Annotated in this window: 17 protein-coding genes; 7 read left to right on the forward strand and 10 right to left on the reverse strand. The window is 63.1% G+C overall.

Annotated elements, in window-relative coordinates; translation table 11 throughout:
• Positions 1-181 precede the first annotated feature (181 nt).
• From ACX3M4_RS11325 to ACX3M4_RS11335, 3 genes are all read right to left on the reverse strand, one after another.
• Positions 182-796, reverse strand: coding sequence for an HAD family hydrolase (locus tag ACX3M4_RS11325; RefSeq protein ID WP_459358686.1), 615 nt, complete (start codon positions 794-796; stop codon positions 182-184).
• Positions 797-818: 22 nt separating this feature from the next.
• Positions 819-2243, reverse strand: coding sequence for a metalloprotease TldD (gene tldD / locus ACX3M4_RS11330; protein WP_459358687.1), 1425 nt, complete (start codon positions 2241-2243; stop codon positions 819-821).
• Between the two features lie 102 nt (positions 2244-2345).
• Entirely contained in the window at positions 2346-2531 is a 186-nt protein-coding gene (locus ACX3M4_RS11335) for a hypothetical protein (RefSeq protein WP_459358688.1), read from the reverse strand.
• Here ACX3M4_RS11335 and ACX3M4_RS11340 point away from each other — a divergent pair.
• The 3 genes from ACX3M4_RS11340 to ACX3M4_RS11350 all read left to right on the forward strand — a co-directional run bounded on the left by ACX3M4_RS11340 (position 2530) and on the right by ACX3M4_RS11350 (position 3395).
• A complete protein-coding gene (locus tag ACX3M4_RS11340; protein WP_459358689.1) occupies positions 2530-2757 on the forward strand; it encodes a hypothetical protein in 228 nt (75 codons plus the stop codon). The genes ACX3M4_RS11335 and ACX3M4_RS11340 overlap by 2 nt on opposite strands.
• Positions 2754-2981: a hypothetical protein gene (locus ACX3M4_RS11345; protein ID WP_459358690.1), complete on the forward strand. Its 228-nt coding sequence runs from the start codon at positions 2754-2756 to the stop codon at positions 2979-2981. Before ACX3M4_RS11340 ends, ACX3M4_RS11345 begins: the two co-directional genes overlap by 4 nt.
• A gap of 198 nt (positions 2982-3179) precedes the next feature.
• Complete coding sequence (locus tag ACX3M4_RS11350; RefSeq protein ID WP_459358691.1) at positions 3180-3395, forward strand: DUF2093 domain-containing protein; 216 nt, start codon at positions 3180-3182, stop codon at positions 3393-3395.
• 66 nt (positions 3396-3461) lie between these two features.
• Here the strand turns inward: ACX3M4_RS11350 and lpxK are convergent, their stop codons facing one another.
• The 6 genes from lpxK to ACX3M4_RS11380 are packed head-to-tail and all read right to left on the reverse strand — an operon-like array spanning position 3462 to position 8944.
• Complete coding sequence (gene lpxK / locus ACX3M4_RS11355) at positions 3462-4484, reverse strand: tetraacyldisaccharide 4'-kinase (RefSeq protein WP_459358692.1); 1023 nt, start codon at positions 4482-4484, stop codon at positions 3462-3464.
• Positions 4481-5767, reverse strand: a complete 1287-nt coding sequence (locus ACX3M4_RS11360; protein ID WP_459358693.1) for a 3-deoxy-D-manno-octulosonic acid transferase — start codon at positions 5765-5767, stop codon at positions 4481-4483. Before ACX3M4_RS11360 ends, lpxK begins: the two co-directional genes overlap by 4 nt.
• Positions 5760-6458, reverse strand: coding sequence for a lysophospholipid acyltransferase family protein (locus ACX3M4_RS11365; protein WP_459358694.1), 699 nt, complete (start codon positions 6456-6458; stop codon positions 5760-5762). Before ACX3M4_RS11365 ends, ACX3M4_RS11360 begins: the two co-directional genes overlap by 8 nt.
• A gap of 26 nt (positions 6459-6484) precedes the next feature.
• Positions 6485-6724: a DUF4170 domain-containing protein gene (locus ACX3M4_RS11370; protein ID WP_459358695.1), complete on the reverse strand. Its 240-nt coding sequence runs from the start codon at positions 6722-6724 to the stop codon at positions 6485-6487.
• 35 nt (positions 6725-6759) lie between these two features.
• Positions 6760-7614 (reverse strand): 3'(2'),5'-bisphosphate nucleotidase CysQ, encoded by an 855-nt coding sequence (locus ACX3M4_RS11375; protein WP_459358696.1) that lies wholly within the window; start codon positions 7612-7614, stop codon positions 6760-6762.
• Positions 7601-8944, reverse strand: coding sequence for a TldD/PmbA family protein (locus ACX3M4_RS11380; RefSeq protein ID WP_459358697.1), 1344 nt, complete (start codon positions 8942-8944; stop codon positions 7601-7603). Before ACX3M4_RS11380 ends, ACX3M4_RS11375 begins: the two co-directional genes overlap by 14 nt.
• A gap of 444 nt (positions 8945-9388) precedes the next feature.
• Between ACX3M4_RS11380 and ACX3M4_RS11385 the strand changes: the two genes are divergently transcribed.
• A complete protein-coding gene (locus ACX3M4_RS11385; RefSeq protein ID WP_459358698.1) occupies positions 9389-9979 on the forward strand; it encodes a DUF6101 family protein in 591 nt (196 codons plus the stop codon).
• Positions 9980-10042: 63 nt separating this feature from the next.
• On the opposite strand, the gene ubiA is transcribed toward ACX3M4_RS11385, so the two are convergent.
• Positions 10043-10984, reverse strand: a complete 942-nt coding sequence (gene ubiA, locus ACX3M4_RS11390; RefSeq protein WP_459358699.1) for a 4-hydroxybenzoate octaprenyltransferase — start codon at positions 10982-10984, stop codon at positions 10043-10045.
• A 152-nt stretch (positions 10985-11136) separates the two neighbouring features.
• On the opposite strand from ubiA, the gene ACX3M4_RS11395 reads away from it, so the two are divergent.
• The 3 genes from ACX3M4_RS11395 (at position 11137) to ACX3M4_RS11405 (ending at position 14360) form a co-directional block, all read left to right on the forward strand.
• Positions 11137-11940, forward strand: a complete 804-nt coding sequence (locus ACX3M4_RS11395) for a PEBP family protein (RefSeq protein ID WP_459358700.1) — start codon at positions 11137-11139, stop codon at positions 11938-11940.
• A gap of 149 nt (positions 11941-12089) precedes the next feature.
• The gene (gene purD / locus ACX3M4_RS11400) at positions 12090-13367 is read left to right on the forward strand and encodes a phosphoribosylamine--glycine ligase (protein WP_459358701.1); all 1278 of its coding nucleotides are present in this window, start codon (positions 12090-12092) and stop codon (positions 13365-13367) included.
• An 87-nt stretch (positions 13368-13454) separates the two neighbouring features.
• Positions 13455-14360: an alpha/beta fold hydrolase gene (locus ACX3M4_RS11405; protein WP_459358702.1), complete on the forward strand. Its 906-nt coding sequence runs from the start codon at positions 13455-13457 to the stop codon at positions 14358-14360.
• The last annotated feature ends 257 nt before the right edge of the window (positions 14361-14617 follow it).

The raw sequence follows: 14617 nt of genomic DNA on the forward strand, positions 1-14617 counted from the left end.
TCTGCTTTATTTTCAATCAAAGTTTCGTTCCGGACGATTTCCGGGGCGCAGGCCCGGACGCAGGATCGCCAAACAGGGTGGATTTGTTGCCGGCGCAAGGCGCGACTACTGTCAGATTTGACGCATCGCCGCGGATTTGGAAGAGCGATGCCCCTTCAACGAGGTGAGGTCTTGTCTTTCTTCACACCAGACGTTGCCTCTTGAGAAAATCTTCCAGAGCATCTGCCGACGTGAACAGATGCCCGGTCAAACCGGCCTGCTCCGCCCCTTCCACATTGTCTGCGTTGTCGTCGACAAAGGCGCTTTTATGCGGTGCGTAGCCATAACGCGTACAGATGCGTTCAAAGACAAGCCTGTCCGGTTTACGCGCCCTGAACTCCGCCGAGACATGGGCCTTGTCGCCGAAGATCTCGATCACTTCCGGCGCGCAGACCGGCAAGGCGGCCTTCAGCATCATGCCGTTGTTGGTGAGCAGTGCCACATCCACCGTGTTCTTGAGCTGGCGCACGAGATCGAGCACCTCCGGACGCGGGCGCATCATCTGCCGGCGGATATCCGCCCAGGTGTCGAAGACGATCGGATACCCAAGAAGGCGGGCATATTGGGCCAGATAGGCTTCCGCCGTGTCCGGTGAGCCGGCTTCCGCTGCAGCTTCATGCGGCCCGCCCCAGACGGCCGCGTCGATCTCACCGGCGGGCCGCCCGGTCAGGTCCGCCAGCAGGTTCAGGCGGACCTGATGATCGTAGTCGTAGAGAACCTGGTCCATGTCGAAGATGACGAAGTCGATTTCGGCCATGACGGCTCCGGTTTCGCTGAGATCAGACCGCGGTACCGCCGATCGTCATCGCATTGATGCGCATGGAGGGCTGGCCGACGCCGACCGGAACCCCCTGCCCCTGCTTGCCGCAGGTCCCCATGCCGGGATCCAGTTGCATGTCGTTGCCGATCATCGTGACCCGGGTCAGTGCATCCGGACCGTTGCCGATCAGCATGGCTCCCTTCACAGGGGCACCGACCTTGCCGTTCTCGACCCGGTAGGCCTCGGTGCAGGAGAAGACAAACTTGCCGGAGGTGATATCGACCTGGCCGCCACCGAAGGAGACCGCGTAGATGCCGTCCTTGACCGACGACAATATTTCCGCCGGGTCCTTGTCGCCGGCCATCATCACCGTGTTGGTCATGCGCGGCATCGGGATGTGGGCGTAGGACTGGCGGCGGCCGTTTCCGGTCGGTTCCATGCCCATCAGCCGCGCATTCTGCCGGTCCTGCATGTAGCCCTTCAGGATGCCGTCCTCGATCAGAACCGTGCGGCTGGACGGCGTGCCCTCGTCGTCGACGGTCAGCGAACCGCGGCGGTCCGGAATGGTGCCGTCATCGACAATGGTGACACCCGGGGAGGCGACGCGCTCGCCCATCAGGCCGGCAAAGGCCGAGGTCTTCTTGCGGTTGAAGTCGCCTTCAAGTCCATGACCCACGGCCTCGTGCAGCAGGATGCCCGGCCAGCCAGGGCCAAGCACCACGTCGAAGGTTCCTGCCGGAGCCGGGACCGCCTCAAGGTTTACCAGCGCCTGGCGCAGGGCCTCGTCGACACCGCCCTGCCAGTTTTCCGGCGTGATGAAGCGCTGAAAGCCTTCGCGGCCGCCGCAGCCGAAAGACCCGCTTTCCTGGCGATCGTCGTTGCCCGCGACGACGGAAATCGAGAGCCGCACCATCGGCCGGACATCGCGCACGAGATGACCGTCGGCACGCAGGATCTCCACCACCTGCCACGACCCGGCAAGAGACGCAGAGACCTGGCGCACGCGCGGGTCCCTGGCGCGGGCATAGGCGTCGATTTCTTGCAGCAGGCGGACCTTTTCCTCAAAGCTCGGCCCGCCAAGCGGATTGGCGTCGGAGTAGAGCGACTGGTTGGTGCGGGCGGGTGCAGCCGCATAGGAGCCGGAATAGCCCTTGCGAACCGCGCCGACCGCCTCAGCGGCCCGCTTCAACGCGCCTTCCGAGATATCGCCCGCATGGGCATAACCGGCGGCTTCCCCGGCAACGGCTCTGAGGCCGAACCCTTGTGCGGTGTCGTAGTTGGCCCCCTTCAGGCGGCCGTTGTCGAAGACAAGACCTTCCGTCTGGCGGTATTCGACAAAAAGTTCGCCGTCGTCCGCACCGTCGAGCGCCTCTCTCGTGATCCGCTGTGCAGCCTCAAGGCCGAGGCCGGAAGATTCGATGAGATCGGTCGTGGAAAGGGTCATCTGAATGTCCTGATTTTGCCCGGTATCGCCGGCAGGGAAGGCATCGCCAGCCAGTCCCGGAGACTTGGTGTTCTCCACAACATAGGCGTTTTGACGGGTAATTCATCCAGAAACCATCGAAATCCACTTGCCAGAGTTTTTAACTTGAATATAAAACTCATGTTTAAAGACGGCCTTCGTAACGGCCGGACGAGCCAGGCTGCCAGGCAGACCGCCGCCACGTTTCCCCAATCCTGACCAATCGAACCGCTGCGCCTCCTCGCGTGGCAGCAAGGATGTTGATCGCATGTCACAGCCTCCGAAGCCTTCCGTCGGCACGACGATCGCCGGATTTCACGCTATGGCCACCAGCCGGGGTGACGGCCTGCATCCGCAACTCCTTGCCGCGCTCGGGAAAAGCGGATCAGTGTCCGGACCGCCAGCCCCTTCCGAGTGCACCGACGAAAACGTCGTCACGATCGATTTTGCGGCCAATCAGCGGTCCGTCAAACGCGACCGCGCAGGTGGGCAATGAAGTCCATCCTGGTCGCCATGCATCTTGTTGCCTGCCAGCCCGACCTGCTGCTTTGCGAGGACCTGTCGGTTGAGACTAAACGATGGGCGGATATCGAGACATGCCGCGAGGACAGGCCCGTTGAAATGGCACGTATCAGCGAGACACTGCCGGACTGGGCCGTCGTCATGTCGCGGTGCCGCTACCTGATCGGGCGCGACAGCCGCTCGACACCGTCATTTTGAGCGCTTGCAGCCGGAAGAGCCGCCATGCATCACCGCCATGTCCCGGCAGATGGTTCATGTTTGCCAGTCCCTCGCCAATCAGGGTGCAAAAAACAGCAGCCACGTTTGTGAAAATGTGGGAGACTTGCCCTTGCACGGTTTTTTGGCCTAGAAGGGCTGACCTTTTGAACAGGTGACAAAACGCGCCGGAAAAGACGAATGATGAACCGCTACGAAAATCCGCGTATCCCCAGCGAAGCCCGCGTCCGCTACCTGGACGGCGACTATCAGGTGGAAACGCCGGGAACCTTCGTGCGCTGCGCCGTCACCGGGACAGCCATACCGCTGGACGAGCTCAAATACTGGTCGGTCGAGCGCCAGGAAGCCTATGTCGACGCCAAGGCGTCCATGCACCGTTATCTGGAAACCCGCTGATCGATCTTAAAGTGGTAGAGCATCTATGTGCGTTCTCCTGAACGCACGATGCTCTACAACCCCGGCTCAGCTCTCGAATTTCAGCCGTCGCAGCTTCTCCTTGATGAGGTCCGACAGCCGGTCCTCGTCGTCGATATCCATGCGCACTTCCAGAACGGCCGTGCTGGCCGAAATCCAGTGGAACAGCTCGCCATTCGAGGTTTCGAGCCGTGCCATGTCCTTCGACGTGGTGACGAGGGTGAGCCCTGCCGCCTCCGCTTCCGTCAGCAGCGCCTTCACGTCCGACTCGCTATAGGCATGATGATCCGGAAAGGCCCGGGTCTGCTTCACCTCGTAGCCAAGTTCCTTCAGTGTCAGGAAAAATTTCTGCGGCCGGCCGATACCGGCGAAGGCAAAGAGCTTCCTGCCCAAAAGTTCGTCATTGGGCTGCGGGTGCAAATGGGCGTGCAGGATCGGCAGGCCCTTGCGTCCGGCCAGATGCGTCGCCTCTTCCGCCGCATCACCGTCGCCAACCAGAACAAGACAGTCCGCCTTTCGTATCTGCATTTGCGCCGGTGCCCTGAGCGGCCCTGCGGGCAGGCAGCGCCCGTTGCCGAACCCGACGGTGCAATCCACCAGCACAAGGCTCAGGTCCTTGTGCAGTGCCGGGTTCTGGAAGCCGTCGTCCATCAGGATTACATCGACAGGCTGACGCTCCAGAAGCCTGGCGCCCATCGGGCGATCCGAGGAGACCACCGTCGGTCCGTAACGCGCAAGTAATAGGGCCTCGTCGCCGACCTCGTCGGCATCGTGGGCGGCAGCGTCGACGACAAGCGGCCCCTTGGCGCTGCCACCATAGCCGCGCAGCAGGAACCCCGGCCGCAAACCGTCTTCCTGCAGCCGGTAGGCAAGCTCAATGGCAAAGGGGGTCTTGCCCGTGCCGCCGACAACGAAGTTGCCGACACAGACGACAGGAAGGCGGCTCTTGGCCTTGGCCCGTTTCAGCATACGCCGGCCCGATACCAGTCCATAGAGCCAGCCGAACGGCGCCAGCAGAGACCCGGCGAGGGAAAAATCCCGCGTCCACCAGAAGTCCGGCGCGCTCTTCATGAACCCTCCCGTTTCGACAGGTAAGGCTGCAGCAGGTCCAGCGTCTTGGCGAGCGCACCGCGACCGGCTTCCACGATGGCGCGGGCCCGTTCCGCCTGACGCGTCGCAGCGGCAGGATCATGCAATAACCCGCCAACCTTCTCCGCCAGCTCCGACGGTGTTTCCGCCCGCATTGCAGCGTCGCCGATCCAGAAGTCCTTGTAGACGGCACGGGCATTGGCAACCTTCGGCCCGGTGACCAGCGCCGAGCCGGCCAGGGCCGCTTCCAGAGGATTGTGCCCACCGGCATCGGTGAAGGACCCGCCCAGGAACGTGACCGGCGCCAGGGCATAGAAGAGCCCCATCTCGCCAAGCGTATCGCCGAGATAGACGTCGGTGGCAGGGTCGATGTTCTGCGCCAGACTGCGGCGGGCAACCTTCAGGCCGCGCTCGGCCAGCTGGGTGCAAATGGCATCTGCCCGGGCAGGATGGCGGGGCACAAGCAGCAGCAGCAGTGCCGGAAACAACTGCCGCAACTGCGTAAAGGTATCGAGCACGATTTCGTCCTCGCCCGGATGGGTGAGTGCCGCGAGCCAGACAGGACGGCCGTCCAGCTGCGCCAGCAATTCGCGCGTTGCGACAGGTTGGGCCACCGGATCCGAAGCGTCGAATTTGAGATTGCCGGGCGTTTCGACCCGCCGGCAACCGAGCTGCCGGAACCTGCCGGCATCGGCTGTGCTTTGCGCCAGGATCGCGTCCGGACAGCCGAACAGATAGCCGGCAAAACCGGGGGCCTTCGCCCAGCTCCGGTAGGATTTGTCGGACAGGCGGCCGTTTAAAAGCACGAAGCGCGTGTCTCGGCGGCGCAATTCATCGAAGAGGCAGGGCCAGATTTCAGATTCGACAACCATCGCAAGATCCGGCGCCCAATGGTCCAGAAAGCGGGCGATAGGTCCCGGTGCATCATAAGGCACGAATTGATGGAGCGCGCCGTTCGGCAAGCGGGTCGCGGCCAGCTCCGCGGACGTGACCGTCACGGTGGTCAGAAGCACCCTGCAGCCGGAGGTCGTCAGGGCCTCAATGAGCGGCAGCACGGACATGGTTTCGCCAACGCTGGCAGCGTGGATCCAGACCAGCCGGCCTTCCGGCCGCTCCAGTACGGCACGGCCGAAACGTTCGCCCTTGCGGGTGCGGATTTCCTTGCCAGCCCGGCTGCGCAGGGCAAACAGCAGATGAAACACGGGATTAAGGGCCCAGGCGAGCCCCCGATAGGCGCTGATCAGAAAGGGGCGCCGCTCAGCCATCCGCCCTTCCGACCAGTTCATAGGCCCGTTTCGTGGCCGCGTTCAGCCCCTCCTCCACCTTGAGGCGGTAGGTCTCGAGTGCGTCTTCTTCTGTTTCGGACGGCACCCAGATCAGGTCGCCGACGGCAATGCTGCCGCGGCCGAAGGGGAGATTGACACTGGCCTTGTCCCAGCTGTTGAGCTCGATGCTGCGGCTGGTCGCCACCGCGACTGGCAGGATCGGCCGGCCGGAATGCTTGGCAAGCTGGACGATGCCGACGCCGGACTGGCGCGAGGGGCCCTTGGGCACGTCGGCCGTCATGGCGATTGAAAAGCCGTCGCGCAGCGCCTTCAGTGCCTCGATGAACCCCTTCATGCCGCCACGCTTCTTGATCTGGCGGGCATTTCGGCCACCGGAAGCCCGGATGAGACCGAGACCGAACTTGCTTGCCGCAATGGCGTTGACTTCCCCGTCCACGGACCTGGAGATCATCACCTTGGCCGGCCAGTGCGACGGCTTGGCAAAGGGCACCATGAAATGCTGGCCGTGCCACATGGCAACGATCACCGGCAGGTCTGCCTCTGTTTGCGCGTGCACGCCCTCCGGTTCGATGACGAAGCGGTTGGTGCGATAGACGAGCTTGAGGTAAGCGGCCATCAGGGAGCCGATCGCGGCAAGGACCCAGGGCTGGCGGCCGAGGCGTTTGATCATTTTTGTTGTCGCCTGAGAGCGCCCGCTTAAGAAGCCGTTTCCGGATCGAGCAGACGGTGCATGTGAACGATGAAATAACGCATATGCGCGTTGTCGACAGTGGCCTGGGCCTTGGCCTTCCAGGCCGTGTAGGCTTCGGCGTAGTTCGGATAGATGCCGACGATATCGAGGGCCTCCAGATCGCGGAAGGTCAATCCTTCCGGCGTTTCCAGTTCGCCGCCGAACACCAGGTGCAGAAGCTGTTTCGGGGTGCCGGTCTCACTCATGAATTTCCTCGCTTTCCGTCACATTGGCAGAGGCGTTATCCGATCACGCGGCCGAGCACGGCCCGTACGGCTCCGATCAACGCGGCGGGTGCCGCAATCAGGGCCGGGTGTCCGGTCTTGGCGCGATTGTAGATCAGGTCGCGGCCGGAGATGTCCGTCAGTCTGCCGCCCGCTTCCTGCACCAAAAGATCGGCCGCCGCAAGGTCCCAATCGCTCGGACCACCCCGCGCGGTTCCCACATCCACACGTCCGGCTGCAACCGTGACGAGGCGGTAGGCAAGCGAGCGGAGGATGTCCGTGCCCTTGAAACCGGCTGCAAGGACGTCGGCATTGGCAACAATCGAATGAGGTCCCGTCAGGGTGGCACCGGCGATGTCAGTCTGTCCGGAAACGGAAATCCGGTCCCCATTGAGAAAGGCGCCGCCTCCCTTTCGGGCCAGAAACATTTCTCCGCGCACCGGCGCAAAGACCGCACCGGCAACCGGCCGCCCGGCTTCGACCACGGCGACCGCGACCGTCCATTCGTCGCCACCGGCCAGGAACGCCCGTGTGCCATCGATGGGATCGACAATGAAAACGCGCTCATGTTCCAGCCGGGAGCGGTCGTCTGCGGTTTCCTCCGACAGCCAGCCATAGCCCGGCCGAGCACCGCGCAGCCGGGCGGTCAGCAAGCGGTCGACAGCCAGATCGGCTTCGGAAACGGGTGAAACGCCCGGCTTGCCCTTGAACCAGCTTTCCGGGTCCTTGCCGAAATAGCTCAAGGCCAGTTCGCCGGCTTCCCGCGCAGCGCCCTCAAGGAGCTCAAGATCCGCTTCGGGCTCGGCATGCGCTGGAGCCCGCCGGTTTTTCAGGTCCGCTGCCTTGTCTTCGCCCTTGTCAGCTTCCGGCAAGAGCCATGCCCTCGATCAACATTGACGGCGTTGCCGTGGAATAGCGGTTGTCGAGATCGCTGCCTGGCACGAGCCTCTGGAACATGTCCTTCAGATTGCCGGCAATGGTGATTTCGCTGACGGCTTCGACGATCTCGCCGTTTTCGAACCAGAAGCCGGCCGCGCCACGCGAATAGTCCCCGGTGAGGCCATTGACGCCATGGCCGATGAGATCCGTCACCAGAAGCCCCTGGCCCGCATCCTTCATCAGCTCTTCGAGGGATTTTTCTCCCGGCATCAGCGTGAGGTTGGTGGAGCCCGGCGAGGTGCCGCTGCCGCTGCGATGGGCGCGGCCATTGGGCGTCAGGCCGAGTTCGCGCGCGCAGGCGCCGTCCAGGAACCAGTGCTGCAGCACGCCGTCCTCGATCATGTTCAGGACGTCCGCGCGGGTGCCTTCGCCGTCAAACGGCCTTGTGGCCGCACCGCGGCGCTTGAAGGGATCGTCGACCACCTTGATACCGGGTGCGAACACAGACTTGCCCATCTGGTCCTTGAGGAAGCTGGTCTTGCGGGCGATGGAAGCGCCGTTGATGGCACCGGCGAGGTGACCGAGAATGCTGCGCGCGGCACGCGATTCATAAATGACGTTGGTGGTGCGGGTGGAGAGCTTCTGCGGATTGAGCCGGCGCACTGCGCGCTCGCCCGCGCGCCGGCCGATCTCGGACGGCGCTTCCAGGTCTTCAAAAAAGGTGCGGCTGTCGAAATCATAATCCCGCTCCATGGCGGTGCCTTCGCCGGCAACCGCCGTCATCGACATGCCGTAGCGCGACGAGATATAGGAACCCTCGAAGCCATGGCTGGTGGCCAGAACCACGCCGGCAAGACGCCAGGAAGCCCCGGCCCCGCCGGATTTGCTGACGCCGTCGACGCCAAGTCCGGCCGCTTCCGCTTCGAGGGCGATCTCCGTGAGTGCCTCGGCGGTCATTTCCTTCGTGTCGAGAAGCTCCAGGACCGGAAAGTCCTTTACCAGGAGCGCCGGATCGGCCAGGCCCGCAAACGGGTCTTCCGGTGCGACCCTGGCCATGGCGACGGCACGCTCGGCCAGGCTCGACGGATCGTCCAGCCGATTGGCGGAGACCGCGGCGGTGCGCTTGCCGACAAAGACGCGCAAGGTGACGTCGTCGCCCTCGGCCCGCTCGGTTTCCTCCACCTTGCCCTCGCGCACATCGACGGACAGCGAAACGCCTGTCACTGCGATTGCGTCGCAGGCATCGGCCCCGGCCTTGCGGGCGGCCTCGACAAGGCGCGCGGCCCGGGATTGCAATTCGCTTTGATCGATCAGTTCCGACATCTGTCCGCTCTTTCGCCAGGGGGTCCGGCAGTTGTTTACGCTCCACGCGCCCAAGCCGCAACCGCCGGGCCATGTTGCCAACAATCCGCTTGCCCCGGAAGCGGATTTCAGGCCGCTGCCGGAGGTTTTCCCGGGGAGATGGGGCTTCTGCCAATTTCCGGCAAGAGGTTGCATTGCCGCAAGCCTGGATCGAATTTCCCCAAATATGGCGGGGAGATAACCCAAACCGTATGGGAGCTTCCACCGCCCTCCAGGGTTGTGGGAGCGCACTTGTCGCCACAGGCCTGAACGAGGGGTTACTGCTTCGATTACATTCCAGTAACCCTCTTTAAAATCAGACTTTTTTAACTCTGTCTCTTAAGCGGTTCACGACTTTTCTACTGTAGGTTTGAAGTCATCGAGAGACCAAAAATGGTCCGACCAAAAGGTCCGGTGGAGAGTCATTTGAGACGTCAAACAGAAATACAGGAACAGGCGGCAACCGGGACAGGCAGCAACGCTATGCCCCATCCCGGTTGCCTGCCGGCTCACTTCGAGCAGCGGCTCGAATCCCGGCCCGGAACACCGTCCCTGCCAGCCGAAATCTTTCTTGACCGCGACAGGGTGGTCATCAAGCGCCGCGTCGCCGGGGTTCCGGTCATGGTCGTGGTTCCGGCTCAGGGCTTCGATGGCGTCATGGTCCGGATCGTGCCGGGGGCCGAGCCGGGCGAGATCCTGGCAGCTCTGATCCTGAAACATCCGGACAGCGCCCTGTCGATCACTCTCGCGGAAACCGAGAAATCCGACGATCTTGCGGTCCTGTGGAGCCGTTGGGCCCAGGTCTTCAACCTGCCGATGCTGGTCTGCGACCTCGGCGGCAAGGTGAAGCCGATCGAGGCCTACAGTGCCATTCCGGCCGCCAAGCCCGCGCCGCGCCGCAAGCTGCGCCTCCTGACGGGCCGCCGCCCGCGCTTCCTGAACCGTCGCCTGCCCGGCCTGAAGACCGGCAACACAACGGTTCACGCGAACGAACGCGAAATCATCGCAAGAACCTGACGACCAGCCAGGATATTGAAAGAAGCCCCGCCGGTTGCGGGGCTTTTTCGTTTGGGCGGCGTGTCAGAGCCAGGCAATCAGCGCGTCTGCGACAAAGCCTGCGAAGAGGATCCAGCCATAGGTGCCGTTGGAGCGGAACAGCTTGAGGCACTGGTCGCCGTCGTCGATATCGAGCACCGCAATCTGCCAGCCGAGGTGAACGAGACCGGCAAGAATTCCGAGAAAGGCGGCGGGACCGGCATCGGCAAACATGGCCGCCAGGAAAAACAGCGCCGTGGCACAGGCATAGAGCAGGACCAGCACCGGCTTGGTGTACTCGTCGAAGAGACGCGCCGTCGACCTCACCCCGACCAGGGCGTCGTCTTCCTTGTCCTGATGGGCGTAGATGGTGTCGTAACCGATCGTCCAGCAGATGCCGCCGAAATAGAGAAAGAGCGGCGACCAGGACAGCGACCCGAAGACCGCCGCCCAGCCCATCAGCGCGCCCCAGGAAAAGGCGAAGCCCAGGAACAGCTGCGGCCAGTCGGTGACCCGCTTCATGAACGGATAGATCGCGACCGGGATGAGAGAGGCCATGCCGAGCAAGATGGTGAAGGTGTTGAACTGCAACAGCACCACCAGCCCAACCAGGGCCTGCAGCACCATGAAGACCTTCGCCTGCGACTTCGTCACCTGTCCCGCCGGGATCGGCCGCGACCTGGTGCGTTCCACCCTGGAATCGATGTCGACATCAACGACGTCGTTATAGGTGCAGCCTGCCCCGCGCATGGCGACGGCGCCGATGAAGAACAAGAGAAGGTGCCAGGGATTGGGCCAGCCTTGACCGGCGGCAACTGCTGCCAGTGCCGCAGACCAGAGACACGGCCATAGAAGCAGCCACCAGCCGATCGGCCGCTCCCAGCGTGCAAGGCGTGCATAGGGCCTGAAGGCAGCCGGCAAACGCGTGTCGACCCAGTGCCGCTTGACCGCATCGGCGACCGGTCCGGTATCCTTGGTGGAAAACAATGTCGTTCCGTCCTGTTGACTGTGCCCGGCGGTTCAACCGCCACAAGTGCCCCTTGAACTGCCCTTCTAGCGATACTTCATTGGAAATTCATCCCGCAAGACGGCAAGGTGCCGCTATCGTGGACAGGATTCGCTGATTGAGGGAGCTTGCCGTGACTATCAAAACCCGATCTGCAACCGCGATCCTCGTCGCGCTCACGCTTGGCCTGACCACTGTTCCCTCTGCGGCATTCGCACAGCAGCCACCACCTCCCCCGCCCGGTGGCGGTAAGGGACCACCGCCACCCCGTCCGGGCGACGGCAACCGTCCGCCCGGACCGGGTGGCGGGGCCGATCTCGTTGAACGGCGGATCGACGGTTCCGGTGCGCACAAGGTGCTTGGCGAGGTCTGGGTGGACAACTGGTTCAGGCTTTCCGTCAATGGCGAGCCGCTCATCGAGGACAGCGTTTCGATCAAGACGGAACGCTCTTTCAACGCAGAGCGGTTCGAGTTCAACGCCGACTATCCGATGACCCTTGCCTTCGAGTTCCGGGACTTCATGGAGAACGAGACGGGCCTGGAATATATCGGCACCCGGCGCCAGCAGCTTGGTGACGGCGGCGCCATTGCCCAGTTCAGGGATGTGGCCTCGGGCAAGCTTCTCGCGGTGACGGACGCAGACTGGCGCTGCCTGACGGTTCAGTCCGCTCCGGCCGATGCCTCCTGTGCCAGGGAGCGCAATCCCGATGTCTCGAAACCCGCCTGTGCGCAAACACGGGTCGATGTGCCCGCAGACTGGACCGCTCCCGGCTTCGACGACAGCGCCTGGCCGCGGGCAAGCGTGCACAGCGCCCGCGAGGTTGGCCCGAAGGACGGCTATGACCGCATCGACTGGGAGAACTCGGCGCATTTCATCTGGGGGCCGGATCTCAAGAAGGACAATATCCTCTACTGCCGGGTAACCGTCGGCGGCTGAGCGAGGATATCGGGATAGCCGGAAACAGCAGACTTTGGGGCGCTCCGCCAATTGCGGTGCGCGGCCCTGCATGTTAGACCGCGCTCAAAGCCGGAACCCTGCGTTTCCCGGCGTCCTGCGTCACCCCTCATCCGAGAGACTGCCCCTTCATGAAACTTCTCCTGATCGGTTCCGGCGGCCGCGAACACGCCCTTGCCTGGGCGCTGGCGAAATCCCCGAGGCTCACCAAGCTTTATGCGGCACCGGGCAATGCCGGCATTGCCGGGGTTGCTGAGCTGACCGATCTGGATGTGAACGATCATCAGGCCGTGATTGGCTTCTGCCGCGCCAAAGAGATCGACTTCGTTGTCGTCGGCCCGGAAGCCCCGCTCGTGGCCGGTCTCGTGAACGATCTGGATGCTGCCGGCATCAAGGCTTTCGGGCCGTCGAAGGCAGCTGCACAGCTGGAGGGCTCCAAGGCCTTCACCAAGGGCGTCTGCGACGAGGCGAACATTCCGACCGCCGGTTACGGCCGTTTCGACGACGCGGCCGGCGCACTGGCTTACCTGGCCGAGAAGGGCGCGCCGATCGTGGTGAAAGCCGACGGACTTGCCGCTGGCAAGGGCGTGGTCGTGGCCATGACGCAGAAGGAGGCCGAGGACGCAGTCAGGGCCTGTTTCGACGGCAGCTTCGGCGAGGCCGGTGCGGAAGTGGTGATCGAGGAATTCCTGGAAGGAGAAGAAGCTAGCTTTTTCGTGCTTTCCGACGGCACCAGCGCGCTACCGCTGGCAACCGCGCAGGACCACAAGCGCGCCTTTGACGGCGACGAAGGTCCGAATACCGGCGGCATGGGCGCCTATTCCCCGGCGCCGGTCCTGACGGACGCGCTGGTGGCCGAGGTCATGCGCACCATCATCGAGCCGACCATCGCAACGCTCGCCAGACGCGGCACGCCGTTCAAGGGCGTTCTTTACGCCGGGCTGATGCTGACGAAGGACGGTCCGAAGCTGATCGAATACAACACCCGTTTCGGCGATCCGGAATGCCAGGTGCTGATGATGCGCCTCAAGAGCGATCTTCTGGAGCTGCTTCTGGCAAGCGCTGAAGGGCGGCTGTCGCAGATGACGGCCGAATGGCGGGACGAGGTTGCCCTCACCGTCGTCATGGCGGCCAACGGTTATCCGGGCAGCTATGAAAAGGGCACGGAAATCCGTGGTCTCGACACAGCCCCGAGGGATGATCTTGCGGTCTTCCACGCCGGAACCAGACAGGACGGCACCCGGATCCTCGCCAATGGCGGCCGAGTGCTCAACGTCACGGCAGTCGGTGCCACAGTGGCCGAGGCCCGTGAGCGTGCCTATGAGGCAGTAAGCCGGATCGACTGGCCGGAAGGCTTCTGCCGCAGCGACATCGGCTGGCGGGAAATCGCCCGGGAAGGCAAGCGCTGACGGCCGCCGGCTTTCAGCACTTTTGAGGGCTTGGCAGCGAGTTGAAATCACAGGTAGTCTCTTCCGATCTGGGCTGGGGAGACAGACTTGACGAACAACCTGCCGGACCTGTTTCCAGGGTTTGACAGCATTACCGTTGAAGCCAACGGCGTGGGGTTGTTTTGCCGGACCGGCGGCTCGGGACCGCCGCTCCTGCTTTTACACGGCTATCCGCAGTCCCACATGTGCTGGCACAAGGTGGCACCCGGGCTTGCGGAACGCTTCACCGTCATCGTGCCCGACCTGCCGGGTTATGGCCGCTCCTCGATCCCGCCCCTGAGCGACGACCACCTGGCCTATTCCAAGCGGGTCTGGGCGGAAACCTTCGTCGAAATGATGCATGTCCTTGGTCACCCGTCTTTCTTCCTGGCCGGGCATGACCGCGGCGGACGGGTCGCCTACCGGCTTGCGCTCGACCATCCGGAAGCCGTTCAGCGCGTCGCGGTGCTCGATATCCTGCCGACTATCGATTATTGGGATCGCATGGACCGGTTGTTCGGCCTGAAGATCTATCACTGGATGTTCCTGGCGCAAAAAGCGCCTTTTCCGGAAAAGATGATCGCTGCGGCACCGAACCGCTTTCTCGATCACACCCTTGCCAGCTGGACTGCGGCCAAGACCCTCTCCTGCTTTTCCAGGGCGGCACTGGCCCACAACAGAGGCTGGTTCCGCGACCCCGACCGCATCTCGGCCACCTGCGAGGATTACCGTGCGGGCGCGACGGTCGACTACGAGCATGACCGGGCGGATGTGGAGGCCGGACGAAAGATCGGCATGCCCCTGCTGGCGCTCTGGGGCAGCAGGGGCATCGCAATGAGCGTGGACGATCCCCTGGAGGTCTGGCGGGGCTGGTGTCCGAATGCCAAGGGCAAGGCTCTTGCCTGCGGTCACTTTCTGCCTGAAGAGGCGGCGCCGGAAACACTGAATGCCTTGCTTGAGTTCTTTACCCGCTGAACGAAGTCAGGCCGATTACCTTAAGACATGTCGCGGGCTTGCGCACTTCAAAGCATTTCAACCCGGAAAACCCGTCAACACAACCAGCCGGCAAGATTCGCCGCTTAATAAGATTTAAGAAACACATTCAAGACAATTTAACGAATACCGCCTATTGAGAAATTTGGCAGTGATTGTTTGCATAATTTCACCGCGCCCGGTGGGAACAACAACAAGCGGACCTTCCTTGCCGGACAAAGCGCAGCCGTGGCTGCTCG

It is taken from the genome of Roseibium sp. M-1, assembly GCF_054515675.1.

What these genes read in the sequence shown, in the direction of transcription:
- tldD (WP_459358687.1), bottom strand. Translation starts at nt 2,243, where the DNA reads ATGACCCTTTCCACGACCGATCTCATCGAATCTTCCGGCCTCGGCCTT.
- purD (WP_459358701.1), top strand. Translation starts at nt 12,090, where the DNA reads ATGAAACTTCTCCTGATCGGTTCCGGCGGCCGCGAACACGCCCTTGCC.
- ACX3M4_RS11350 (WP_459358691.1), top strand. Translation starts at nt 3,180, where the DNA reads ATGATGAACCGCTACGAAAATCCGCGTATCCCCAGCGAAGCCCGCGTC.
- ACX3M4_RS11335 (WP_459358688.1), bottom strand. Translation starts at nt 2,531, where the DNA reads ATGCGATCAACATCCTTGCTGCCACGCGAGGAGGCGCAGCGGTTCGAT.
- ACX3M4_RS11360 (WP_459358693.1), bottom strand. Translation starts at nt 5,767, where the DNA reads ATGGCTGAGCGGCGCCCCTTTCTGATCAGCGCCTATCGGGGGCTCGCC.
- ACX3M4_RS11365 (WP_459358694.1), bottom strand. Translation starts at nt 6,458, where the DNA reads ATGATCAAACGCCTCGGCCGCCAGCCCTGGGTCCTTGCCGCGATCGGC.
- ACX3M4_RS11340 (WP_459358689.1), top strand. Translation starts at nt 2,530, where the DNA reads ATGTCACAGCCTCCGAAGCCTTCCGTCGGCACGACGATCGCCGGATTT.
- ACX3M4_RS11370 (WP_459358695.1), bottom strand. Translation starts at nt 6,724, where the DNA reads ATGAGTGAGACCGGCACCCCGAAACAGCTTCTGCACCTGGTGTTCGGC.
- lpxK (WP_459358692.1), bottom strand. Translation starts at nt 4,484, where the DNA reads ATGAAGAGCGCGCCGGACTTCTGGTGGACGCGGGATTTTTCCCTCGCC.
- ACX3M4_RS11325 (WP_459358686.1), bottom strand. Translation starts at nt 796, where the DNA reads ATGGCCGAAATCGACTTCGTCATCTTCGACATGGACCAGGTTCTCTAC.
- ACX3M4_RS11345 (WP_459358690.1), top strand. Translation starts at nt 2,754, where the DNA reads ATGAAGTCCATCCTGGTCGCCATGCATCTTGTTGCCTGCCAGCCCGAC.
- ACX3M4_RS11380 (WP_459358697.1), bottom strand. Translation starts at nt 8,944, where the DNA reads ATGTCGGAACTGATCGATCAAAGCGAATTGCAATCCCGGGCCGCGCGC.